General features: G+C 70.6%; 25 protein-coding genes. 4 read left to right on the forward strand and 21 right to left on the reverse strand.

Annotation, left to right across the window (positions count from 1 at the left end):
• The 13 genes from AC5YDA_RS10270 to AC5YDA_RS10330 all read right to left on the reverse strand — a co-directional run.
• Positions 1–1,195: IS256 family transposase (locus AC5YDA_RS10270; RefSeq protein WP_496193017.1), on the reverse strand; the 1,195-nt coding region annotated here is incomplete at its 3' end.
• Between the two features lie 58 nt (positions 1,196–1,253).
• The gene (locus AC5YDA_RS10275) at positions 1,254–4,337 is read right to left on the reverse strand and encodes a LysM peptidoglycan-binding domain-containing protein (protein WP_496192946.1); all 3,084 of its coding nucleotides are present in this window, start codon (positions 4,335–4,337) and stop codon (positions 1,254–1,256) included.
• Positions 4,334–4,765 carry a TadE/TadG family type IV pilus assembly protein gene (locus AC5YDA_RS10280; RefSeq protein WP_496192947.1) on the reverse strand — a complete coding sequence of 144 codons (432 nt, stop codon included), beginning with the start codon at positions 4,763–4,765 and terminating at the stop codon, positions 4,334–4,336. The genes AC5YDA_RS10275 and AC5YDA_RS10280 overlap by 4 nt, the downstream gene beginning before the upstream one ends.
• Positions 4,766–4,767: 2 nt before the next feature.
• Positions 4,768–5,190: a TadE/TadG family type IV pilus assembly protein gene (locus AC5YDA_RS10285; RefSeq protein WP_496192948.1), complete on the reverse strand. Its 423-nt coding sequence runs from the start codon at positions 5,188–5,190 to the stop codon at positions 4,768–4,770.
• Positions 5,187–5,567 carry a TadE/TadG family type IV pilus assembly protein gene (locus AC5YDA_RS10290; RefSeq protein ID WP_496192949.1) on the reverse strand — a complete coding sequence of 127 codons (381 nt, stop codon included), beginning with the start codon at positions 5,565–5,567 and terminating at the stop codon, positions 5,187–5,189. Before AC5YDA_RS10290 ends, AC5YDA_RS10285 begins: the two co-directional genes overlap by 4 nt.
• A complete protein-coding gene (locus AC5YDA_RS10295; RefSeq protein ID WP_496192950.1) occupies positions 5,564–5,773 on the reverse strand; it encodes a hypothetical protein in 210 nt (69 codons plus the stop codon). Before AC5YDA_RS10295 ends, AC5YDA_RS10290 begins: the two co-directional genes overlap by 4 nt.
• 40 nt (positions 5,774–5,813) lie before the next feature.
• On the reverse strand, positions 5,814–6,722 hold the full coding sequence (locus tag AC5YDA_RS10300) for a type II secretion system F family protein (RefSeq protein WP_496192951.1): 909 nt from the start codon (positions 6,720–6,722) through the stop codon (positions 5,814–5,816).
• Positions 6,719–7,606: a type II secretion system F family protein gene (locus tag AC5YDA_RS10305; protein ID WP_496192952.1), complete on the reverse strand. Its 888-nt coding sequence runs from the start codon at positions 7,604–7,606 to the stop codon at positions 6,719–6,721. The genes AC5YDA_RS10300 and AC5YDA_RS10305 overlap by 4 nt, the downstream gene beginning before the upstream one ends.
• Entirely contained in the window at positions 7,603–9,183 is a 1,581-nt protein-coding gene (locus AC5YDA_RS10310; RefSeq protein ID WP_496192953.1) for a TadA family conjugal transfer-associated ATPase, read from the reverse strand. Before AC5YDA_RS10310 ends, AC5YDA_RS10305 begins: the two co-directional genes overlap by 4 nt.
• Positions 9,180–9,995: a CpaE/TadZ family protein gene (locus AC5YDA_RS10315; RefSeq protein WP_496192954.1), complete on the reverse strand. Its 816-nt coding sequence runs from the start codon at positions 9,993–9,995 to the stop codon at positions 9,180–9,182. Before AC5YDA_RS10315 ends, AC5YDA_RS10310 begins: the two co-directional genes overlap by 4 nt.
• A 3-nt stretch (positions 9,996–9,998) precedes the next feature.
• Positions 9,999–10,670 carry an SAF domain-containing protein gene (locus AC5YDA_RS10320; protein ID WP_496192955.1) on the reverse strand — a complete coding sequence of 224 codons (672 nt, stop codon included), beginning with the start codon at positions 10,668–10,670 and terminating at the stop codon, positions 9,999–10,001.
• Between the two features lie 12 nt (positions 10,671–10,682).
• The gene (locus tag AC5YDA_RS10325) at positions 10,683–10,964 is read right to left on the reverse strand and encodes a hypothetical protein (RefSeq protein ID WP_496192956.1); all 282 of its coding nucleotides are present in this window, start codon (positions 10,962–10,964) and stop codon (positions 10,683–10,685) included.
• Between the two features lie 602 nt (positions 10,965–11,566).
• Positions 11,567–12,121: a hypothetical protein gene (locus AC5YDA_RS10330; protein ID WP_496192957.1), complete on the reverse strand. Its 555-nt coding sequence runs from the start codon at positions 12,119–12,121 to the stop codon at positions 11,567–11,569.
• Between the two features lie 594 nt (positions 12,122–12,715).
• Between AC5YDA_RS10330 and arsA the strand changes: the two genes are divergently transcribed.
• Entirely contained in the window at positions 12,716–14,458 is a 1,743-nt protein-coding gene (gene arsA / locus AC5YDA_RS10335) for an arsenical pump-driving ATPase (protein ID WP_496188460.1), read from the forward strand.
• Between the two features lie 13 nt (positions 14,459–14,471).
• On the opposite strand, the gene AC5YDA_RS10340 is transcribed toward arsA, so the two are convergent.
• The 5 genes from AC5YDA_RS10340 to AC5YDA_RS10360 form a co-directional block, all read right to left on the reverse strand.
• The gene (locus tag AC5YDA_RS10340; protein ID WP_496188459.1) at positions 14,472–15,500 is read right to left on the reverse strand and encodes an LLM class flavin-dependent oxidoreductase; all 1,029 of its coding nucleotides are present in this window, start codon (positions 15,498–15,500) and stop codon (positions 14,472–14,474) included.
• Positions 15,501–15,505: 5 nt separating this feature from the next.
• A complete protein-coding gene (gene trxA, locus AC5YDA_RS10345) occupies positions 15,506–15,922 on the reverse strand; it encodes a thioredoxin (protein ID WP_496188458.1) in 417 nt (138 codons plus the stop codon).
• A gap of 71 nt (positions 15,923–15,993) precedes the next feature.
• The gene (locus AC5YDA_RS10350) at positions 15,994–17,031 is read right to left on the reverse strand and encodes a hypothetical protein (RefSeq protein ID WP_496192958.1); all 1,038 of its coding nucleotides are present in this window, start codon (positions 17,029–17,031) and stop codon (positions 15,994–15,996) included.
• Positions 17,031–17,711 (reverse strand): metal-dependent transcriptional regulator, encoded by a 681-nt coding sequence (locus AC5YDA_RS10355; protein WP_496188456.1) that lies wholly within the window; start codon positions 17,709–17,711, stop codon positions 17,031–17,033. The genes AC5YDA_RS10350 and AC5YDA_RS10355 overlap by 1 nt, the downstream gene beginning before the upstream one ends.
• A gap of 30 nt (positions 17,712–17,741) precedes the next feature.
• Positions 17,742–18,707, reverse strand: a complete 966-nt coding sequence (locus tag AC5YDA_RS10360) for a hypothetical protein (RefSeq protein WP_496188455.1) — start codon at positions 18,705–18,707, stop codon at positions 17,742–17,744.
• 56 nt (positions 18,708–18,763) lie between these two features.
• Here AC5YDA_RS10360 and AC5YDA_RS10365 point away from each other — a divergent pair, with 56 nt between their 5' ends.
• Positions 18,764–19,420 carry a hypothetical protein gene (locus AC5YDA_RS10365; RefSeq protein WP_496188454.1) on the forward strand — a complete coding sequence of 219 codons (657 nt, stop codon included), beginning with the start codon at positions 18,764–18,766 and terminating at the stop codon, positions 19,418–19,420.
• Here the strand turns inward: AC5YDA_RS10365 and AC5YDA_RS10370 are convergent, their stop codons facing one another.
• The 3 genes from AC5YDA_RS10370 to AC5YDA_RS10380 form a co-directional block, all read right to left on the reverse strand.
• Positions 19,421–20,899 carry an NCS2 family permease gene (locus AC5YDA_RS10370; RefSeq protein WP_496188453.1) on the reverse strand — a complete coding sequence of 493 codons (1,479 nt, stop codon included), beginning with the start codon at positions 20,897–20,899 and terminating at the stop codon, positions 19,421–19,423.
• Between the two features lie 84 nt (positions 20,900–20,983).
• Positions 20,984–21,757 (reverse strand): DUF3027 domain-containing protein, encoded by a 774-nt coding sequence (locus AC5YDA_RS10375; RefSeq protein ID WP_496188452.1) that lies wholly within the window; start codon positions 21,755–21,757, stop codon positions 20,984–20,986.
• On the reverse strand, positions 21,758–22,144 hold the full coding sequence (locus AC5YDA_RS10380; RefSeq protein WP_496188451.1) for a cold-shock protein: 387 nt from the start codon (positions 22,142–22,144) through the stop codon (positions 21,758–21,760).
• A 144-nt stretch (positions 22,145–22,288) separates the two neighbouring features.
• Between AC5YDA_RS10380 and AC5YDA_RS10385 the strand changes: the two genes are divergently transcribed.
• Positions 22,289–23,197, forward strand: coding sequence for a hypothetical protein (locus AC5YDA_RS10385; RefSeq protein WP_496188450.1), 909 nt, complete (start codon positions 22,289–22,291; stop codon positions 23,195–23,197).
• A complete protein-coding gene (locus AC5YDA_RS10390) occupies positions 23,194–23,745 on the forward strand; it encodes an NUDIX hydrolase (protein ID WP_496188449.1) in 552 nt (183 codons plus the stop codon). The genes AC5YDA_RS10385 and AC5YDA_RS10390 overlap by 4 nt, the downstream gene beginning before the upstream one ends.
• Positions 23,746–23,822 lie beyond the last annotated feature (77 nt).

Raw genomic sequence — 23,822 nt, forward strand, 5'->3', positions numbered from 1 at the left:
ACCTGACGACCCAGCGTGCCTTTCCGTGGCCGGTGGGGTCAAGCGATCGGGTGGTCAGGTACAGGCACTTCATCGCGGCGGCCTCGTTGGGGAAGTGGCCGCGGGCGTTCACCGCCCGGCGGTAACGGGCGTTGATGCTCTCGATCGCGTTCGTCGTACAGATCACGCGTCGGATCTCCACGTCGTACTCCAGAAACGGCACGAACTCGGCCCACGCGTTCTCCCACAACCTGACGATCGCCGGATAGCGCCCGCCCCAATCGTGGGCGAACTCGGCGAACCGATCCCTGGCCGCGGCCTCCGACGGGGCGGTGTACACCGGCTTGAGGGCCTTGACGATGGCGTCGCGGTGTTGCCGGCCGGCATAGCGGAACGAGTTTCTGATGAGGTGGACGATGCACTGCTGGACGACGGTGCGGTCCCAGGTGGTGGTGATCGCCTCCGGCAGTCCCTTCAGCCCGTCGCACACGGCGATCAGCACGTCGTCGACGCCGCGGTTCTTCAGCTCGGAGAACACCTGCAGCCAGAACCTGGCGCCCTCGGCGCCGTCGCCGGCCCAGATCCCCAGGATGTCTCGTTCGCCGTTGGTGGTGACGCCCATCACCACGTAGAACGGGGTGTTGCGGACCTGGCCGTCGCGGACCTTGACCACGATCGCGTCGACGAAGATCACCGGATAGAGCGGGTCCAGTGGCCGGCTGGACCATTCAGCGAGCTCGCCGGCGACCTTCTCGGTGATCCGGCTGATGGTGTCCTTGGACACCTTCGCCCCATACACCTCCTCGAAATGGGCGGCGATCTCACCGGTCGTCAGGCCGCGGGCCGACAGCGACAACACGATCTGGTCGATCCCGTCCAGGCGCCGTTTCCGCTTCGGCACGATCACCGGCGTGAACGAGCCGTCCCGGTCCCTGGGCACCTCGATCTCGACCGGCCCGATCTCGGTCAACACCGTCTTCGACCGGGTGCCGTTGCGCATGTTCGTGCCCAGCGGCGCTGCGCCGTGCTCGTGGCCCAGGTGCTCGGTCAGTTCCGCCTCCAGCGCGGTCTCCAGGACCTGCTTGGTCAGCCCCGACAACAACCCGCCCGGGCCGACCAGGGACATTCCCTGAGCCTTGGCCTGGGCGAGCAGCTGCTCGGCGAGCTGCTTCTGATCGATGATCTCTCCCGTCACGGGGTCGATCATCTCGGTCATCTCGGTCGTGTCAGTCACGGCCATCTCCTTTCGGATCAGGCCGGACCCCCACACACCGTTACTCCGACAGTCCCTTCCAGCGGCGGTTGGTGAGGACTTGGCTGGTTCGGTGGCTGGGTTCGATGGGGGCTTCGTCGGGGTCGGGGTCGAGCGCTTCTTGGACGAGCCGGAGGGCTGCGGCCGGTTGGCCCATGGCTTGGGCGGTGGCGGCGAGGTCGAGTTGGGGGATGAGTTCGTCGGGTGCGGCACGGTTGGCGATGTCAGCGGCCCATTGGGCGAGGTTGGTGTCGTTGTGGGCGAGGGCGTGAACGCTGACGAGGTGGGCGGTGTCGACGATGGCGCAGGTGAGGTGTTGGGGCAGGCCGGTGCTGACCAGCCAGGCTCCTCCGGTGCGCCGGACGTCGGTGAACGGGATTCCCTCGATGAGGCTGAGGGCTGCTTCGAGGTCGGTGATTCCTGCTTCTCCGCGGGCGAGTGCGCGAGTGCGGAGGCGTTTGAAGAGGTCCGCGTCGACGAGGAGGTCGTTGACCTCGTAGACGCCGACGCCGAGGAGTTGGCCGGTGCGGCTCTTGCGGGCTGTGGGGAGGTGAGGTTGGCCGCTGTTGGGGTTGGTCCCGAGCCATTCACGGAGCTTGCTGAGGTCGCGGCGTGCGCGTTCCTCGGCGATGCCGAAGGCTTCGGTGACCTGGGCGGTGGTGGCGCCGTGGGGTTGGGTCCACAGGTAGGCCAGGAGTTCTGTGTAGTAGGCCCTGCGCTTGGCGGCAGCCAGTGGGTTCCCGCCGGTGCCTACGCGGGCGTGGATGGGACCCAGCACTGAAAGGCGGGGGCGCGCCCCGTGGCCGGCTCGCCATTCGGCCAGATCGTTGTCGAGGTTGGGGTCGGCTTCGCTGATCTGCTCCATGACCGGGTGGGCCACGGGTGGGGCGAGGGCGTTGAGGTCTTCGCTGGTGGTGGCGCCGAGGGCGGTGTAGACGTCGTCTGCTTCGGGCAGGAGCGAGCCGGGGTTGGCCTCGGCTGGGTTCCTGGGTTCGGTGGTGATGAGGTTTCCGGATGCGTCGGCGTGTGCGGTCTCTACGGGGATGGGGGTGTCGTCGAGGTTGTCGGCTGTGGCGAGGAGTGCGGCGCAGCCTTCGGCTTCGTCGCTGGTGAGTCCGACGGCGATGAGGTCCCATCCGAGGTCGGGCACGTGGAGGCGTCCGCTGTTGGTGAGTTGGAGTTCCAAGCCGGCCTCCTTGTCGGTGGGGTGGGTCAGGAGGAGGCTGGTGCCGGTCCGCCGCTTGGGGTCGGTAAGGATCTGGCTGGCGAGTTCTTCGACGTCGGCCGTGGAGGGTGTGGGGCCGATGATGAGGGCGCGGCTGGGCCACAGGTCGTAGCCGGCGTTGCTGGCTCGTGCGTCGGCCAGTGTGGGCGCGGGAGTGTCGGCCAGTTCGCTGCTGGTGTTGGCGCCTGCATCTGCGATGCGGTTGAGGACCGTGTCGGTGGTGTGGTGTCGGATCTTGCTGGGGTCGAGGTCGACGAGTTCTGGGCAGGTGTTGAGGCAGTCGATGCGGACGTCTCTGGCCCAGGGGTTGAGGGCGAGTTCGGCGATGACGTGGCGCAGCAGGTCGTTGGTGTTGGTGGGGTCCCCGGTGAGGGTGAGGACGCCTGCTGCCTCGAGGTTGAGCAGCCAGGTGGTGCCGTCGTCGCTGATGCCGATGGTGGTGAGTTGGGGCCAGGCGGGAGCGCCGGGTCGGTCGGGGCCGACGAGGGGTTGCTGGTTGCGGTCCAGCTGCCAGCGGAGTTCGTCGGGGGTGGCTTGCCAAGGGCTGGGCGCGGGCTGGGACGCAGTCAGGTGGAGTTCGACGTGGGTGGCCGAGACTGAGACGGCGATCAGGGTGGGGACGGTCTGTCCGGTGCGGGCCAGTTCGTGGGCGGTCCACCACAGCAGGGCGTCGAGGTCTTCGACGTCGAGGCGGGCTTGGGGGCGGGTGGTGATCGTCTTCTCGATGGGGGCGATCGCTGCCGGGGTGGGCTGGATGGTGCGTCCGGGCCGGCGGTGTTGGGCCTGGATGGCCCGACGCTTGCCCAGGCCGAGGGCCAGGGACCCGCACAATAGTCCGCCGCCGGCGAGTCCGGCGACCACCCAGGATGCCACCGGCACCGCGTCATCCACTTCCGCCTCGTCTCCGGCCGGCTCGGGCGCCTCGGTCGTGTCGCTGGCCGCGTCTGCTTCAACGGCCGGGGCTCGGGTCGCTTCCTGCGTGGGCACACTCGGCCGGATGGTGTGGGCAGGCTGGGTGGGGGTGGTGCTGGAGTGCTGGGCCTCCGGGGTGGGTTCGGTCGTCGCCGTGTCGGGGGCGTTGGTGGGGAGGTGGAGGGTCCAGCCGATGTCGATGTGGTCGGGGTCGGTGAGGTGGCGTCCGTCGGGTTGGCTGATGTGGGTGGAGGCTTGGTAGATCTCGGGCCAGCGGGTGGGGTCGTCGAGGTGGCGTGCGGCGATCTTGGTGAGGGTGTCCCCCGGCTGGATGACCACTACCTCACTGGAGTTCCGGGGTTGGCTGGCGGGCAGGGTGAGGGTCCAGCCGACGCGGAGGAAGTCGGGTTTGCCGCCGAGCAGGTGTTCGTTGAGGGCGACGATCTCGGGGTAGCGCTCCCCTGCCCCGAGGTGGTGTTGCGCGATGCGCCACAGCGTGTCTCCGGGTTGCACGACATACGCGGTGGTCGTCACCGGCTGGGCAGCCTGTTCGACCGGAGCCGAGTCCTGTGCTGGGACGGGGTCTGCTGCGGTGGTGATGGGTGTGGGGGCTGCGTGGGCTGGGCTGGGGGTGAGGCTGCTGGTGGCCACGAACAGCAGGGCTGCTGTGGTGACGAGCTGGTGGGCCCACGCGTGTGGCAGGGCGGGGAGCCGGCGTGGCTGGGTGTGGCCGATGGCGGCGATGGTCTCGAGGGCGACGGTGAGGGTGAGGTAGGCCCAGACGAGCCAGCCGAGGATCCACAGCACGGCAAGGAACAGGGTGCCGTCGTCGGGCCGCAGGAGTGCCTCGAGGGGGTTGGCGTGGCGGGTGAACAGGGCGGGGATTCCGACGGCGAGGAGGGCGGCGGGGAGTCCGGCCACGAGTGCGGCGATCCCGAGGGTGGCGGCGAGTCCCTTGAGGCGGTTCATCGTTCGGTTCCGTTCTGGGCGCGGACGAGTCGGGCTTGGCCGGTGCCGGTCACGGTCAGGGGGCCGATGCCGATGCTGGTGAGGAAGACCGGTGCATAGGTGCCGGTGACGCTGACGTGCAGGGTTCCGGCTTGGACGGTGGCGGTGCCGGTGTGGCCGGTGGCGTGGATGTGCGCGAGGGCGGCCGTGGTTGCTTGGGCTGGGTCGAGGGTAGGGGTTTGGCCGCGCATGGTTTGGCCGGTGGTGGGGTGTTGGGCGCCGGTGCGGGCGGCTTCGGCGGCGATGTCGTTGACGGCTTGGACGGCGTGGAGGCGTCCGCCGAGGTCGACTGCGAGCCCGACGATGAGCATGAACGCCACGACGGTGAGGGCCATCCAGATGGTGGCTGAGCCTCGCTCGTCGCTGCGGCGGGGGTGTTGGGGGTTCATGTTCAGCGTCCTCGGTAGGTGTCGATGCTGCTGGTCTGGTGGGCGGTCACGGTGAAGGACGTGGGGCCGGGGAGGCCGAGGTCGGTGGCGGTGAGGCGGCAGGTGATGCTCGCGGTCACGACCGCTGGGGTGCCGGGTGGGCGGGTGAATTGGCTGGTGTCGATGGTGATGGTGGCGGGTGTGCAGTGGACGCCTTGGTTGGCCAGCACCCGGTTGGCGGCGTGGTGGGCTTGGCTGCGCGCGTCGGCTTGGGTGCGGGCGAGCGACGCGGTGCGGGCCGCATCGGCTGCTGCGGCTTGGACGGCTTGCTGCGCGAGGGCGATTCGGCCGCCGAGGATGACCAGGGCGAGGAACAGCGCGATGGCGGGGACGCCCATGGCGACCTCGATGCTGGCGCTGCCGCGTTCCCCCTTGCTCCGGTTCATCGGGTGAGCCTTTCCACCGGGAGGGTGACGGTCTGGGTGGTGGCCGGGACGACCAGAGGGATGACGGACAAGGTGGTGCCGGTGACGGTGACCGTCACGGTGGTGGGGCCGCGGTCGCAGGCGATGGCCACGCCGGCGAGGGCGTCGCCCGCCTTCGCCAGGAGGGCGTGGGCGGCTTGTTGGCAGGTGGTGTTGGTGCCGTGTTCGACGGCTCCGGCGCGTGCGCCGGCGGTGGCGATCGCGAGGGCGGCGGATCGTCCGTAGTGGTAGAGACCAGCCTGCATGGTGAGGAAGACCACGCCGAAGAGCACGGGCAGCCAGATCGCCATGTCGATCGTGGCTGACCCGCGCTCGTCGCGGCGTCGACGGCTGGTCACTGGAGCTTGGCCACCTGGGTCTGGACGAAGGCGGTGATCGCGAAGATCACGATGGCGGCGATCGCGACGACCGCGGCCGCCCAGAGGGCGAAGTCGGTGCTGGCCGAGCCTCGTTCCCCGCGCTGGGGGCGGTCGGTGAGCCAGCCGTCCACGGTGGCTCGCACGATCAGCAAGCGGGTGAACAGGGCGGTGGTGAGGGTGTTCATCAGGGTTCCTTTCGGTGGGGGTTGAGGGTGGTGAAAGGTCTCAGGTGGGGAAGAAGAGCCGGAAGATGGCCGGGCCGAGCATGATGGCGATGAAGATCATCGCGAGCAGGTTTCCCGGGATGGCGATGCGCTCGTTGGCCTCGTTGGCCTTGGTGGTCTCGATCGCGAGCAGCGTTGAGCGCAGGGCGGTCGAGCGGGCGCGGAGGGTGGCGTACACCTGGGCGCCCTCCTCCCCGGAGAGGCGCATGATGTCGGCCAAATCGGCCAGGTCTGGGAGGCCGAGTTCGTCGGCGAGGCTGGCGAGCGCGTCCCAGGGGGCTTGGCCCGACCAGCGGGAGCGGCCCAGTTCCTCGCGCAGGCGTTGGAAGACCCACGAGTCCCCGATCTGGGCTGCGTTCTCCAGGGCTTGGCGGGCGCCCGCGCCACCGTTGCGTTCCAAGGCGACCAGGTCGACGTAGGACCCCAGGGAGCGGGTGAAGTCGGCCCGGGCCGCCTTCGCCTCGACACGCACGTCGTAGTTGGGGGCGAACCACATCACGATCGCTCCCACCAGGCCGGCCGCTGCCGTGATCGGCCAAGGGACGGGCAGGGACAACGACACCAGCCAGCCGAGCACGGGCACGATCGCCAAGGCGGCCAGCGCATACAGGACCTTCTGGCCGTAGAACACCGCCACCGGACGGCGCAACAGGCGCAGCTCCCGCAGCGGGACCGGACCCCACACGCCGGCCGGCAGCAGCCGCATGGCCCGCGCCCCGATCCGTCCGGACAGGTCGGTGGGTGTCGGGTCGGTGTCGAGGGCGCGTCGAACTCGGGAAGAGGGTGCGAGCCGGTCCAGGGCGTTGACCAGGTCGGGTTGGGCCGGCACCAGCCGGGCGGCGAGCAGGGCGACGCCGGCACCGACGAGGAGTCCAGATAGGATCAGGATCTGCAGACTGGTCGGCATCATGCCCCCGCTCCCGTTTCGGCTTGGGTGGACCGGACGAGGAACCTGGGCAGCGGGGTGCCCTGGGTCATCCGGCGCATCCACACCAGCGTGGCGGCGTAGGCGGCGAGCAGGACCGCGAGGACAACCTGTCCCAGCGGGGTGGCGTAGGGGGCCATGAACGTGCCCGACAAGGCCAGTCCGCCCAAGGCGACCACCGAGATCCCGGTCACGATGCGTGCCGTCTGACGGGGCTTGGCCCGGTCGGCCTCCACCTTGCGGCGGGCGGTCACGTCCTCGGCAACAGTCTCGGCCAGACCCGACAGCACGGCAGCCAGTCCGGCGCCGCGCCGGCGGGCGCTCAGGATCAGGGCGCCGGCCACCATGTCACCGGTCGCGTCATCCAGATCGTCGGCGAACGCCCGCAACGCCGGCTCGGTCCGCCAGCGGGCCTGCAAGCGGGCCACCAGCCGGGCCACCTCGGGGCGGATCGCCTCCGGGGTCGAGCGCAGGGTCGCGATCAGCGCCTGCTCCAAGCCCACGCCGACCGACAACACCCCACCCAGGCTGCGCGTCCACTCCGCGATCGCCTCCAACCGGGCGATCCGACGGGTCTCTGGCGAGGTCGCCGCCAAGTACGGGATGCCAGCCACCGCCAGCGGCAACACAACGGCTGCGAGCACGAACCCGGTCAGCACGCCCACCAGCACCCCGGCCACCACGGCCCCCAGGAACACCCACCGCATCCGTGGACCCAGCTGCTGCCACCACACCTGCACGCGACCCTTGCGGGCAGGATGCCGGGCGGGGCGCGCGACCGGTTCAGGGCGCGGGACGATCGCCCACACACCCAGCATCAGGCCTGCCACCAGCAGGGCTCCCGACAGGGCGGGCACCACGGGGATCACGGTCGTCCCCCTTGCGCCTGGGCGTAGAAGCCAGCCAGGTCGAACCCGTGACCGGCCAGGCCACGCAAGGTGTCCGGCAGGGTGCCCGGCATGGCGATGCGCGTTCCCGGGGCTGCGCGGAAGACGTGGGTGAGCGCGTAGCCCTTCTCGCTCTCACCCGGGGTGACGTGCACGATCTCCGACACCCAGCGGGCCTTGCGGCTCGAGCCGTCCGGTTGGGTGATGCTCTCCACGCGCAGGTAGACGATCAAGTCGACCACCTGAGCGAGCTTGCGAACCGCCAGGTCGCTGGTCACGTGCGAGCCGGCCTCCATCGCGCAGGTCACCAGCTTGCCGATCGTGCCCTCGGCGTCGGTGGCGTGCGTGGTACACATCGACCCAGGGCCGGACTCCATCGCCTTCAACATCGGCCACGCCTCCGGCCCGCGGACCTCGCCAACCAACTGCACACCCAACGCGTAGCGGAACGAGTCGTTGAGCTGCTCCATGATCGAGTACTCCCCCGACATCCGCCCATCCGCGTGCCGCTCCCCCGAACCCGGGCGCGACTCCCACGCAAACACCACATCATGCTGGTCGGGGAACTCATGCAGGTGCAGCTCGTACTCAGTCTCGAACGTGCCGATCACAACATCCTTGGGAAGCTCGGCAGCCAGGGCGCGCATCATCGTGGTCTTCCCCGCCCCCTGGATGCCCGCCACGATGATCGACTGCCGTGCCGCCACCGCAGCCGACAAGAACGACGCGGCCAACCCCGACAAGGCACCACGGGCCACCAGGTCCGACAGGTGCACCTGCATCAGCCGGTGCCGGCGGATCACCACCGCAGGCCGCGGGGTCACCCACGCCGTCGCGGCCAGCCGGTAGCCACCATCCAGGCGCAGGTGCAACGACGGCTGCGCCTCCGAGAACGGACGAGCATTCACCTCCGAACGCGACGCCAAGAACGACAAGAAGTCGATCAGCTCCTGGTCAGAGTCGGCCACCGGCGGACCCGGCACCGTCGTGCCATCAGTGAGGCCCAACCACACCCGGTCGCAGCCATCGATCAGGATGTTCTCCACCCGGTCGTCCTCGACCAACGGCTGCAAACGTCCCAACCGGAACAACGCGTCGAACACCGCCTGCGCGAGCCGCCCCTGCAAGCCCGGCGACCACGCCGGCTTTCCCGCCATCACCAGGTCAGCGGCGGCCGAGTCCAGCAGCTCGACCACGATCGCCCGGCCCTGCTCCTCCTGCAACTCCCGTGACACATGGGTCCGGTCCTCCCCGAACACCCGCGTCAACTGCTCCGAGGCCTGCGCCCGGAACGCCGCCACCAGCGACCAATCCAACACCTCACCCGACGCGACCGGCCACACACCCGCCGGGAGCTGTGAGGCAGGAACCGCCCCCAACCCCACGCTCGGAGTCAGCGTCGGCGAGATCCCGTCAGGGCTGGCCGTAGGGATGGTGCGGTCCGTGAGCCGGAAGGTGCCCCGCACCCGCCCGGGCCGCTCGCCGGCCATCGTGGGAGGTACCTCGCCGGTGAACAGCGGCAGGCGGGTCAGGTCGTGCCCATTGATCCGTTCGCTCATGATGCACGCTCCCCAGCCTCGACCGTCACCGCAGCACCCGTCCCACTCACAGCGCGGAGGGCTTCCCCCACCGCGGCGACGCTGCGCACATACCCCGAGTGCGCGAAGGCGTCAGCGGCCGAACGGCGGCGCCACCGCGCCAGCCCGCGCGCCGGCGGATGCGCCGCACCCTCGGAGAACACAACGGCGTGCTCAGGTGCGAACTCGACCGCGCCCAACAGTGGCAACGCCAACGCTCGGGCGACCTCCTTGGCCGCATACGGTCGACCCTCGCCGACCACCAAGGCACCTACCGCGCCGCTCGCCCGCTCCCGCAGCGTCCCCGCCCACGACCGCGCGCCCGCCACCGCCGGCAAGCTTGAGCCGACCGTCAGCACGGTGGCATCCGACCCCACCAACAGCGGCATCGGAGTGCCGTCGCACCCCAGCCGGCCGCCATCGACGATCACGTCCTGACCCGTCCGGACGCTCAAGTCACGCAGAACCCCCAGCAGGGGCACCCACAAGCCCTCCAGGCCAACCGCCTGGTCGTGCGAACGGGTGCCCGCCAACACGTGGGCCTGTGAGCCGTCGATCGGCAGCAGCAGGCTCGGCAGCACCGCAACAAGTTGGCCCTGCCGCTCAGCAACAACCAGCTGCAGCAATCCCGGCTGGTCGATGGTGCCCTTGAAGAAGCCCGCCAGGATGCTCGAGCCGCCCCGCGGGTCGGCCTCCACCAGCATCACCGGGCGGGGCCAACGCACCGCCAGCGCCAACGCCGTCGTGGTCACACCCGGCGCCCCGGACGCCGACACCAGCGTGATGATCGCCATGCCTCAGCGCTCCCTGGCATCCAGCACGATCGCGACTCGGCCCGTCGCCGCGCGGGCAGCGACCTCAGGTGCCAAGGTCGAGGGCACCAGCACGTCCACGACCACGCGAGTGTCCACGGTCCGCACCGCCAGCACCTGCGCCGACAACGACACCGGCTCAGCCACCACATCGCCCTGGGCGCCCGGGGTCTGCACGATCCGGACCTCATCCCCGGGCCGCAACGGTTCGGCCGGCATCAGCCCCACCTCGGGCGACACTCCGACCACCGACATGCCCTCCGCTGGCGGCAGCACGTCTGAGTACTGGCCCGCAGCCAGGAGGCCGCCCGCCACCAAGTCGGTAGCCGCGCGTTGCCCCACCACCGAGTCGAAGTGATCGGCTGGCACCAGCTGCAGGGCGGGGTCCGGGTTCACCCGCACCACCATCAGCGCGTCCGCGCCAATGCTGTCCCCCCTCTGGACCGGGGCACGGGTGGCGAGTACCTCGACCGTTGAAGTCGACGACTGCCACGCCCACACACCACCCAGACCGCCCAGCAACACCAGGGCAGCCGCGATGCCACCCACCAAGGGGCGACGGCGCAGCTTCGGTGGGGTCACGACCCCGTCAGACGGGGGCGGCTGGACGGGAGCGGGATGGTTGTTCGTGGTTGACCGGGTGGGGGTGGTGGTCATCATCGGTTCCTTCTACTGATTGAGTGCCTGGGCCTCGCCCATGTTGATCACGGTCGAACTCACGACCTGCCAGGTGAAGACGCCGTGTTCACCGGTGTTCGACCTCCACACCGCCGACCAGTTCGTCAACGCGCGCACCGTGTAGGTGCCCTGCTCCGAATACCGGTAGCCGCACGTGGGGGAATCGATCGCGCCGAAGCGGTCCTCATACGGGGTGCCCGGACCACGGCAGGTCACCACCCCGCCATCGCCCATCTCCCAACGGGTCGAGACGACCTCAGCGCTCAACGTCACCGACACGCCCCCCGCAGACAAGCTCCGCGTCTGCGGTCCCAACGTCGTCGGCCCCGGGTTCGAGGCCCACATCCACGTCGGCAAACCCACCAGACCCAACCGGTCCGGACCCGGCTCCGGCACGATCCCGATCGACACCGGATCGAACCTCATCGACGCCCGCAACTGCTCCGCCAGAGCCCGCGGCTGCACCATCTCCGACGCCGGCCCCCACACCATCGTGACGAACCCCGGATTCGACGGATGAACACAGTTGTAGATCACCCCGTCCGTCCGCGCCTCCCACACCGGATGCCCCGCAACCGGCTGCAATGGCGCCGGCGACAAGTAGCACCCATTAGCCGCACTCCACGACCCATACTCCTCGTGGAAGCACGCGACCACCCGACCCCGGTCGAAGCACTGTCGAGGGGCGGGGATGGCTGCGACTCCGGGACTGCCTGAATCACCCCCCGGAAGGGCCACGACCAGCACACAGAAGCCGCCGACCATGGTCTCCCCCTCAGGGCAGGAGACCGCGGACGGAGGCGGCGGGGCCGCCGAAGCCGCAGGCGGATAGATGAGGGCCAAAAGGGCCGCAACGAGAACAGCGACGCGGGCCCTCAGCATCCTGTGCTCACCGCTTCAGACTTGGTGACGCGCAGCCCCGACCCCACCGTCTCAACCGTGAAGTGGTAGAGGATCCGCGTCGGATTGCCTTCTCCGACCACGGACTTGCCCTGCTTGTCAATGACATCTGCTTGGGTGGTATCCACACAAGTCGCGACGACGTAGGGCTCGTTGTCCCCTTCGACATCGCGGACCTCTGGTACCGCGACACCTGTCTGGACCAGCCCAGCCACCTTCATCGCCTGCAGGTCTCGCAACCACGCCTGGGCTGCGTCCCCACCTGCTACCTCGTAGATGCTGTTGAGGTCTACCTCATTGTTGGTTGCCACTTGGTTGACCACCTCGTAGAACTTGGCGACCGCATCTGCCGCAGCCTCCTGCTCGGGCGACAGCGTGAGACTGGACGTGGGGGTCGGGCTCGGCGTCAGGGACTCCGAGACCACGGGTGTCGGGGTCGGCGATGGCGAGCTGGTGGTGATGCACCCGGCCAGCCCGAGGGACAGCGCAGCAGTGATGGCGCTGGCCAGTGCCTTGGTGCGGTTGTTCATGCAGGCCTCCTCGAACTCCACAAGCACGCAAATCCCCGTATAGGGACACGCGAATCCACCTGAGTTCCAAGAAGAGCGAGGCGTCCGACAGCGATGTCGGAGTAACGAACGCCAAGCACAGTCCCGGGGGTGGGATCTGTTCACACAGTAACTGCTTCTGAACGAGGCTCGCGATCTTCTCAAAGCCGGACTGTGGACAAGGAAGCGGGTCGGCCCGACCGACGCCTCCGACTGGGACCCACACAGGCCCCGAGGGATAATCGAACACCCTCGAGTTTGGTCGGTATATGGTCGGTAAAGCCGTCAAACCGCATGTTTGGTGATGTTCGGCCATCACCGTATGGCTAGGGGTTTTAGGTGTCGCAAGCTAGTCGTTCGGGGGGCCTGAAGGATTTCCTAAACCATGTGTCGGAAGTTCGAATCTTCCCGGGGCCGCCAGTACTGGTGTGGCCGCCGGACGCCTGCGGGCATGGGGATCGCTGACGTGACCCGATCCAGGCTGGCCGCGATCAGCCACCACCTCGAGAAGCTGACCGAGGCGGACCCCCTCACCGAGTCCGCGCGCCGCTGCTGATCCACATGACAAGGAGTTCCGTGCACTTCCTCGCCAGTCCGCCCCGGCACCTGTTCTTCACCGGCAAGGGGGGTGTCGGCAAGACCAGCATCGCCTGCGCCAGCGCGGTCGCCCTCGCGAGGGCGGGGCGTCACGTGCTCATCGTGAGCACCGACCCGGCCAGCAATGTCGGGCAGGTGTTCGGCCTGACGGTCGGCAACCGGGTCACCCCGATCCCCCACGTGCCGGGCCTCGCCGCGCTCGAGATCGACCCCGAGCAGGCGGCATCCGGCTATCGGGAGCGCATCATCGCCCCGGTGCGTTCGGTACTCCCCCTGGCCGAGATCGAGGCCCTGACCGAGCAGCTCTCGGGGTCGTGCACCACCGAAATCGCATCGTTCGACGAGTTCGCAGCCCTCCTGGCCGACCCTGAACAGACCGCCGACTACGACCACGTCGTCTTCGACACGGCACCCACGGGCCACACGCTCCGGCTGCTGCAACTGCCGGGCGACTGGACGACCTTCCTCGACCAGGGCACCGGCGACGCCTCCTGCCTGGGTCCCATGAGCGGCTTGGAGAGGAACCGCGCGACGTACCGCGACGCCGTGCTCTCCCTGACCGATCCCGCCATCTCCCGCCTGGTGCTGGTGGCACGGGCTCAGCAGTCAACCGTCCGCGAGGTGGCTCGCACGCAGACCGAACTGGCCGACCTGGGCATTCGGGCCACCCATCTCGTGATCAACGGAGTCCTGCCTGCCGACGAGGGCGACCCCCTCCACGTCGCGATTCGTGAGCGCGAGCAGCGCACCCTGGCGGCGCTGCCGCCCGAGCTGAGCGACCTGACCGTCGACCACATAGCCCTCAAGCCGGCCAACATGGTCGGCCTCGCCGCCCTCGACAGCCTCTTCTCCCCCACCCCGGACGTCGGGCCCGCCGCTGCTGCCGTCCCGTCACCGGCCGCGAACCTCGCCACCCTCGTCGACGAGCTGGCGTCCCGGGGCCACGGGGCGGTGATGACCATGGGCAAGGGCGGGGTCGGCAAGACCACGATCGCCGCAGCCATTGCGCTGGCCCTGTCCGAGCGGGGACACAAGGTCCACCTCACGACGACCGACCCGGCAGCCCACCTGACGTCGACCCTGTGCGGCGACGTTCCGGGCCTCACCGTCGACGCCATCGACCCCCGGGAGGCGACCCAGACCTACCGTGACCGTGTCATGGCGACCAAGGGCAGGCACCTCGACGATGCCGGCCGGGCCGCCCTGCACGAGGACCTGATGAGCCCCTGCACCGAGGAGGTGGCCGTCTTCCAGCAGTTCAGCAGGGCCGTGAACGAGGCACGCAGGCAGTTCGTCGTGATCGACACCGCGCCGACCGGCCACACCCTGCTGCTGATGGACGCCACCGGTTCCTACCATCGCGACATCATCCGCCACCTCGACGACGACCAGCGGGGACGACTCACCACGCCCCTCATGAGGCTGCAGGATCCGGCACACACCCAGGTCATCATCGTCACGTCACCCGAGCCCACCCCCGTGCTCGAGGCCGAGGCGCTCGTGGACGACCTGTCCCGCGCGGGCATCCGCCCGTGGGCCTGCGTGGTGAACGACTCGCTGCTCGGGGCGTCCCCCACCTCGCCCCTGCTGGCCCGTCGCGCCCACGCCGAACAGACCCAAGTGGAACGGGCGACCCAGCTCGCCCCCCGACTCGCGGTCGTTGCGACGCAGGCAGTCGAGCCGGTCGGGCTCGACGCCCTGCGCGGCCTGGTCCGCCACTGACGAAGTCAGCCGATCAGGCGAGCATCTCCTTGACCAGCGGGACCACGCGCGTGGCGTAGAGCTCGATGGATTGCATCAGCTGGCTGTGCGGCATCGGACCGTTGGCGTACTTGAGGTCGAACTGGTCGACCTTCAGGTCGCGGACGGTCGCGGCGATCTTGGCAGCCACGGTCTCCGGGGACCCGACGTACAGGGCGCCGTGCTCGATCTCGTTGACGAACTCGTCGCGCCCCATCGACCCCCAGCCACGCTCGCGGCCGATGCGGTCGCGGTTGGCCTTGAAGTGCGGGTAGAGCTGCTCGGCGGCGAGCTCGTCCGTCTCGGCGACGTGCCCGGGGCTGTGGACCGCGATCGGCATCTCGGTGGTCACGCCGAACTCGTCGACCGCGCGGCGGTACAGGTCCGCGAACGGCTTGAAGCGTTCGGCGGGGCCGCCGATGATCGCCAGTTGGAGGCCGAAGCGGAAGTGGGCAGCCCGGACGACGGACTGCGGAGAACCGCCGACCGCCACCCACGAGCGCATGCGCCCGCCCTCGGTCTTGGGGAAGACGTCGACCGCCTCCATCGGCGTCCGGTAGGTGCCCGACCAAGTGACGGGCTCCTCCTCGCGCAGGAGGGAGAACACCTCGAGCTTCTCCTCGAAGAGCTTCTCGTAGTCGGCGAGGTCGAAGCCGTAGAGCGGGAACGACTCGATGAACGAGCCGCGACCCAGCACGGGTTCGGCGCGGCCGCCGCTCATGGCGTCGATCGTGGCGAACCGCTCGTAGACGCGGATCGGGTCGTCCGAGCTGAGCACGACCACGGCGGAGCCGAGGCGGATGTCCTTCGTGGCGGTCGCCAGACCGGCGAGCACCGTGTCCGGCGCGCTGACCGCGAAGTCAGGCCGGTGGTGCTCGCCGACGGCGAAGTAGTCGACACCCAGCTGGTCGGCGAGGACGCCCTGCGCGACGACGTCACGGATCACCTGGGCCTGTGAGACCGGCTGCCCGTCGTCGTCGACCGTGGCGTCACCGAAGGTGTCGAGGCCGAACTGGAGTTCCACGCGTCTCAGTGCTGGTGGTCGTGATCGTGGTCGTGATCGTGGTCATGACCAGCCTCGTGGGCGGCCTGCGCGGCGGCGGCCTGCTGGCGGACCTCGTCGATGTCGAGGGCCTTGACGGCCTCGACGAGCTGGTTGAAGCCGGAGGCGTTCATGGCACCGGCCTCGCGGTAGACCAGGACGCCACCGCGGAACGCCATCAGGGTCGGGATCGACTGGATCTCGAGCGCGGCGGCGATCTCCTGCTGCGCCTCGGTGTCCAGCTTCGCGAAGGTGGCGTCCTCGTGCTTCTCGGCAGCGCCCTCGAAGACCGGGGCGAACATGCGGCACGGGCCACACCACGCGGCCCAGAAGTCGATGAAGAGGGTGTCGGAGTTCTCGATGGTGCTGGCGAAGTTGTCGGCAGTCAGCTCAATGGTGGCCATGGGGCATGTTCCTCTCGTTGGTGCTCTCACTCAACAACAAGGCGCGGCCCGACATTCCCGGGCCCGCCGGATCAGGCGTCCTCGAGGACGGCGATGGTCGCCCCGATGTCGCGCAGCAGGCGTCCGGGGCCGAGGCTGGCCCCCGCCACGGCCGAGACCAGCGCGGCCATCCCCGGCAGGGCCTCGGACGGGTCGGGGCGCCCGGGTGCGGCACCGAGGGTGAGCGGGTTGCTGCCGTCCGGCCACGGCGCGACGAGCCGCTGCCAGGTGGCCAGCCACGCCTCGGAGATCTCCGACGTGCTGGGCACGCCGAAGAAGTGGCCCACGGGCGCATGGTGGCGGAGCGCCACGATCGGGGAGCCCTGGTAGATGAGCGCGAGCCGGACGCGGGCGTCCAGGTCGCGCTGCTGCTCGCGTGAGCCCCGGGCCGCCCAGGAGCACGGGTTCGGGCAGGTCTCGCCGACGTCGGGGCGTTCCCCCGCGTCGGTGGCCCCGTGGTGCATCGCGCACACGGCCAGCGCGGCCCCCTGCCGGCTGTGGAAGCGGTCCAGGTAGGAGCGGTAGCCCGCCTCGTCGCCCCAGCACGCGTGCAGGGCGCGGCGGGCCGTCGTCCGCAGCGCCGACGAGTGGGCACAGGCCGGGTCCCCGGTTCCCCATCGCTCCCCGACGTACTCGCCGAGCCGGAGCGGGTCCCCGGCGTGTCCGAGCGTCGACTCCCAGGCCAGCTGGGGCAGGTACTCCCCGATCAGGTGCGCCGTGACGACGACCTGCAGGGGTTCGTGGCGCAGGGCGCGGAGGTCGAGGACCTCCAGCATGAGTTCGTACAGGGGCACGAGGGACCCCAGGGCCCCACGCTCGTGGCTGCGCGGTTCGGCGGGGAAGCACGCCCCGTTCAGCCCGTCGCGCCACTCCGCCCGGGGGAAGGCGGCCGCGATCGCGCCGAAGTCCTCGGCGTCCAGGTCGAGGACGCGCTTGGCGGCCGTGGCCAGGTCGCGCGCACGGATGAGGTTCGGGGTTCCCGCGCCGCGCCGGACCTCGGCGTCCAGGACCGCGGACAGCGCGTCGTACCAGTGGCCCGCCAGGAGCGGCCGCAGGAGGGCGGCATCCATCATGGGAGGCGGACGAACAGGTGGTGCGCCACGTCCACGTCGACCGTGGTCGCCCGGCCGGACGCCGTGAGCAGCAGCCGGCCATCCGCCGGCTCGGCGGTCACGGTCGCACCGGGGACCACGCCGGCACCCTGCAGCAGCTGGATCAGGGGCGGGTCGGCCTGGATGACCTCGGTCAGCCGCTCCACGACCACCGTGGTGGACCGCTCGCGGCCGAGGACCGCCGAGAGGCTGTGGACGTCGTCGGCGTCACTCGCCCGGGGACCCAGCGTCCCGGCGTCGGGGATGGGGTTGCCGTAGGGCGACCGGGTGGGAGCGTTGAGGATCGCGACGATCCGGTCCTCCACGGCGTCGGAGATCACGTGCTCCCACTTGCAGGCCTCGTCGTGGACGAGCTCCAGTGGCAGGCCGATCACCTCGGTGAGGAGCACCTCGGCGAGCCGGTGCTTGCGCATCACGCTGGTGGCCTTGGCGCGTCCCTCGGGGGTGAGTTCGATCGTCCGGTCGTCGAGGACCCGCAGCAGACCGTCCCGCTCCATGCGCTGGACGGTCTGACTGACCGTCGGGCCGCTCTGCGCCAACCGCTCGGCGATCCGCGCGCGCAACGGCGGGACGCCCTCCTCCTCGAGTTCGTACACGGTCCGGAGGTACATCTCGGTGGTGTCGATCAGGTCACTCACGCCGTCTCCTTCTGCCGCGACGGGACCACCCTAGCGCCGGATCAGCACCACGAACCCGACCAGCACCGCCACGACCGCGGCGGCGCCGAGGGCCAGCATCGTCCCGGCCTGCTGGAGGGCGGACGCTCCGGCGTCACCCCGCGCGGTGTCGGGGCGGGGAGCCGCGGCCCGGGTGCGCGCCGGGGCGGGCGCGGTGGTCGGCTGCGGGCCCGGCACTGCGGTGCGCGTCACGAGGCCTTGGGCTCCGACCGCCGTGAGCACCGCCGGGCCACTGAGCGCCTGGGTGAGCACCTGGCCCTGCTCCTTGGTACCGATGTCGGTCTGGCCGAGCACCGCGTGGGTCTGCGGGTCCAGGGTCAGCACCGCTGTGTCCGTCCGGAGCACCCAGCGCCCATCGGACAGGACCGTCCCGTCGGTGACCCCGGCGGGGGCGTCCGCGATGCGCGTCAGCGGGTTGGGTGCCCTGCTGGACGGGACCATCGGTGCCTCGTAGATGCCGGGCGTCTCCCCGCCGGTGACCAGGTGGAGCCGCCCGTCGCGACCCAGCAGGATCGCGGTGCCCTCCTGCTTGCCGTCGGGGTAGGTCAGCACGAAGGGCACGGCCTTGAGGATGTCGGTGCCGGGCCACGGCTCCACAATCTGGAGCACCGTGACCTCGGACCGTGGGCCCCCGATGTCGGCGACGTACAACTCGCCGGCGTCGTAGGCGATGCCGGCCGCGTCGACGAGGCTGTCCCGCGAGGTCATGCGCCCCTGGACCGTGCCGTCCTCGGCGAGGGCGGTGAGCGCGAGGCGTCCGGACGCCTTGTCCAGCAACCAGTACCGGGAGCGCTCGTGGTCGGTCGTCATGCCCGCGGGCGGCGTCCGGACCTGGAGGCGGAAGGCCTCCTCGGCCCGCGCCGGGGGTGCGGCGGACAGCAGGGCTCCGACCACCACGAGCAACAGCAGGAGCACCAAAGCCCCTGTCACGATGCGGTTCTGCGCCCTCAGCCTCACCGCGCCAGTCTAGCTGTCGCCCCGCTCCGGCCCCCCGGTCGACCTAGGCTGTGGGCATGGGCACCGTCAGCCTCCACGCGATCAGCATCGACGAGTTGCGCGATGCCTTCTCCGGCACGGACGCCGCCGTCGCGCGGCTGCGGGCGGTGGCGCTCGCGACCTGGCCGCCCGATCCGGCGCCCACCGCGCGGCGTGGTGGGTTGCTGTCCAAGTTGGGCCCGTTCTCGCGCCGGGCCGTCGGCGCCCCCGTCGTCCGTCCCGGCGTCCCGACCGGCCGCGACCTGGCCGACGTCGCCGCGGGCCGGGAGGTCCCTCCCGACCGACGCGAGGCGGCCTGGGCGCTCGTGGACGCGTTCGTCGTCCACACCGCCTGGAGCACCCACCGCTTCGAAGCGGGCGACAGGACGATCGACGACCTCGACTTCACGCTCGCCGCCGCCGGCCTGCCGAGCCGCTTCGGGATGCGCCAGCTCTTCTCCGGCGACGTCGCGATCCCGGTGAAGCTGTTGCCCGGCATGGCGGACGGCTACGTGCGGGGCCATCAGGCGGTGGCCATGGCATCCGCGTGGAGGCAGGCGGTGGCCGCACTCGAGCAGGAGGCCCCGCTCGCCCGCGACGTGGCCGCGTGGCTGGCCGGCTTCGAACGATGGTCCCGGGACGCGAACGAGGCCGGACGCCCTGCGCCCGACCTCGTTGCGTGGTACCGCTCCTGATCAGCCGATCAGGCTCGTGAGGTTCCCCAGGGAGAAGTAGAGGACGAAGGCCACGGCGACCACCCAGAGCAGCGGGTGGATCTCGCGGGCCTTGCCCCGCGCCACCTTGATGATGACCCAGAAGATGAAGCCGGCACCGAGCCCGGCGGTGATCGAGTAGGCGAACGGCATCATGACCATGGTCATGAAAGCCGGGAAGCCCTCCTCCGGATCGGTCCAGTCGACATGGATCACCTGGCCGAGCATGAGGAAGCCCACGAACACCAGGGCGGTCGCGGCCGCCTCGGAGGGGACCAGCGCCACCAGCGGGGCGACGAAGAGGCTGACCAGGAAGGCGACGCCGGTCACCACCGAGGCCAGGCCCGTGCGCGCACCCTCACCGACGCCGGCGGCGGACTCCACGAACGAGGTGTTGGACGAGACCGAGCCGAGGCCACCGGCCATGGCGGCCAGGGAGTCGACGACGAGGATCTCGCGCGTGCGCTCGGGGTTGCCGTCCGCATCGAGCAGGCCACCCTCGGCACCCACGGCGACGATGGTGCCCATGGTGTCGAAGAAGTCGGCCAGCAGCAGGGCGAAGACCGTCATGAGCATCGTGAGCGTGACCTGGGGGCTCACCTGGAAGGCACCCAGCATGTCGACGCGGCCGATCAGGCTGAGGTCGGGAAGGCTGACGACGCCCTGGCCGGTGAGGGCCGGCACGGTCAGCGACCAGCCGGCGGCGTTCTCGGCCGTCCGCGCGCCGACGGGCGCGACGGCCTCGACGATGAAGGCCAGCACGGTCATGCCGACGATGGAGATGAGCATCGCGCCCTTCACCCGCCGGATGTACAGCGCCACGAGGAGCACCAGCCCGAGGGTGAAGATCGCGATCGGCCAGCCCGCCAGGGTGCCGTCGATGCCGAGGGTGAGGGGCGTGCCGGCGCCGGGGCGCACGACACCGGCGTTGACGAGGCCGACCAGCGCGATGAACAGGCCGATGCCGACCGCGATGCCGGTGCGGAGGGCCCGGGGAACGGCCCGGAACACGGCCTCACGGAAGCCGGTCAACACCAGGACCAGGATGATCAGGCCCTCCCACGCGATGAGGCCCATCGCCTGCGGCCACGTGACCTGCGGTGCGACGACGAAGGCGAGCATCGCGTTCAGGCCCAGGCCTGCCGCGAGCGCGAGCGGGTAGCGGGCGTACACGCCCATGAGGAGCGTCATCAGGCCGGCCACCAGCGCCGTGGCCGCCGCCACCATCGCGATGCTCGGGCCGACGTTCGCCGGGTCGGACGCGGGCAGGCCGCTGATCAGGTTGCCGTTCATGTCGGGCGTGGTGCCGATGATGAGCGGGTTGAGCACGATGATGTAGGCCATCGTGAAGAAGGTGACGAGGCCGCCGCGGACCTCCTGGGCGACGCTCGACCCCCGGCGCGAGATGCCGAAGTAGCGGTCGAGCCCGGAAGGCGCGGGCGCCGTGGTGCTGGAAGACATGGCCGAAGCCTAAGGCCCATCGCTACCGATGGATCGCACCGTCTCGCGTCGACAGGGGTGGCATCCCACCCCGTCCGGATGTGCTCAGTCGAACAGCAGGTCGTCGATGGAGATCGTGTCCCAGACCGGGCGCGGAAGGTCCACGCCCCGCTCGGGCTCGACGACGTCGGAGTGCGCACCACAGCCGTGGTCGACCGAGACGACGTGGGCGTCCTGCGGCGAGAACTCGTTGGCGCAGACGCCGAACGAGCGGCCGAGCGAGCCCGACAGCCGGATGAAGTACGCACAGCCCTGGCACAGCCCGGGCGCCTGCCTGGTCATCGCGTTGTGGGGACCGCCGTCGCCGTCGATCCATCGATCGGCGGCCTCGTCACGCCCGTACTGGCTGAGGACGCGTTCGCGCCCGAGCCCCAGTTCGGCCACGACCACCCGCGTGGCGGCCCACTCGGCGGGGTCGGCGTCCCGAGCGGTGTCGCCACCGGTGAAACCGGCCTCGACGCGCGGGTCGTCGTCCGCGGTGGGCATGAGGACGCCGGGGGTCACGTCGCCGGCCTGGATGCGGTCCGACCACGGCACCCACGCCGGAGCGAGCAGCGCACCGTCGCCGGGCAGCATGACGACCTCGCTGACGGTCACCACCTTCGCGCGGGCTGCGCGTGCGACGGTGACGGCCCAGCGCCAGCCGGTGTAACCGGGGTGCTCGACCGCGAAGTAGTGGGTCGCGACCCGGGAACCCTCCCCGATGACGGCCAGGTGCTCACCGACCCCCGCGACGTCCGCGCGCGCCTCGGCGGCCGCGCGGGCCAGGTCCACGGCCGCCGCGCAGGCGGCGTCCACCTCGATGGTCTTCGTGGCCACTCACAACTCCAGTTCGTCGGCCACGGCGCGCAGCACCTGGGCAGTCTTGGCGGCGTGCTTCGCATCAGGGTGGCGGTTGTGGCGGTACCCGTTGCCGATCGCGTCGAGCATCTTGATCAGATCCTCGACGATGACCGCCATCGTCTCCGGCGACTTCCGCTGCGCCTTGGACAGCGACACGGGCGCGTCCAGGAGACGCAGGGAGATGGCCTGCTCACCTCGCCGGCCCTCGATGACGCCGAACTCGACGTGCTGGCCCTTCTTCAGGGTCGGTGTCCCCGCGGGCAGCGCGGAGGCGTGCACGTACACCTCGTCGCTCCCGCCATCCTTGGCGATGAACCCGAAGCCCTTGTCGGCATCGAAGAACCGCACACGGCCGGTCGGCATGGCACTCACTCCTGTTGGTCACACTGGGGACCGCGCCATCGTACCGGATAGCCCCCGGGGGCACAGCGCGGCCGCAGGTTGGCGACAAACCGGCTCGGGTAGCCTGAACGGCACGACGCGACGAGCGACGCGGAAGGAGGAGCCGTGGCCGACTGGACCGACGGTCCCGAGTACGCGCCCACCGAGCGCCCCGACGTGTTCGTGGAGCCCGACCTCGCCGGGGTTCCGGACCTCGCACCCGAGGAGGGGCACGCGCACCCGGCCGCCTCGGCGGAGGAGCCCGGCACCCGCCCCGACTTCGCGGGCCCGGAGGCCGCGCCCCTGGACGCCGTCGTGCCCCCCGCCGCGCCGAGCCGCGATCCGCTCGAGGCGTTCGACGTGGCCTCCACCCCGATGACCTCGTGGTCGCCGCGCACGGCACCTCCCCCCGAGGGGGAACCCGTGGCGCTCGCACCGCCCCCCGGGGGGCCCTCCGCCTGGGGCCACGCCCACGCCCCGGCCGGCCCCGGCCGACCGGCGAGTCCCCCACCGGCCTGGGCTCCCCAGGATCCGTTCCCCACCGGCGGCCCGCCCGCACCGCACCACGTCCCGGGGCCGCCACCGGCGTGGCCCCCGGCCCAGGTCAACCCGGACGGCTTCCCGCAGCCCGGCCCCCCGCCGTGGCAGCAGCCCGTCCCGGCCCCGCACCACTTCGAGCCGGTCACGCTGGGCGCCATCGCCCGCAACGTGACCCCGGGCGTGCTCGTCTGCCTGGGGGTGGGCGCCGTGGTGAACCCGTTCTCCGTGGTGATGTTGGTCGTGGCGTCCGTGCTCGCGGCCCGGGTGCGGTACCGGCGGCGCCTCATCGGCCGGCTCTTCTCGTGGGGGGTGCTGGGCGCCTTCGCCCTCGGCTTCGTCGCCCCGTTCACCCAGCCGGGCTCCTTCGACCCGCTCACGTGGTACAGCAACGCGACCGACGTCGCCCAACTGGTCGACCTGGCGCTGTTCGTGGTCGTGCCCCTGGTCGTGGGAGACGCGATGCGCCGGGGTGAGGACCCCGAGGAGGGCCGATGACCGTTCCGTTCCGCTCGCGCGACTTCACTCCGGTCCCCCCGGGCCAGCGTCCACACAGGACGCGCCGCGGCGCCCGGGTGGTCGTCACCGACGGGACCCACGTCCTGCTGTTCGCCGACACGGACCCGGGCGTCCCGGGGTCGCGGTGGTGGACGACGCCCGGCGGCGGGATGGATCCGGGCGAGACCGAGGTGCAGACCGCCCTGCGGGAACTCGCGGAGGAGACGGGGCTGGTGGCCAGCGCGTCCGACCTGGTGGGGCCGGTGATGCGCCGCGTGGCCGCGCACGGCTACTCCGACCAGGTCTGCGTGCAGGCCGAGTGCTTCTACGTGCTGCGGACGTCGCGGTTCGAGGTGGACGTCGCCGGCTTCACGCCCGATGAGCACATCACGCTGGACGGCCACGCCTGGCTCCGCCTGGACGAGCTGGACGCCCTGCCGGAGCCCGTGTGGCCCGCCGGCCTGGCCGAGCTCGTGGCGTCCGTCGACGAGCCCGACGACTGGCCGGGCGATGTGGGGCACGTCGAGGAGTCGACCGTCCCCATCTGACCCGGACCCCGGCCGCATCCGACGGCAACCGATGGTCTTCGGGGCCGGGCCGCGACTACACTGCATTGCGGTTCGCG

The sequence above is a fragment of the Propioniciclava sp. LT294 genome (genome assembly GCF_059516005.1).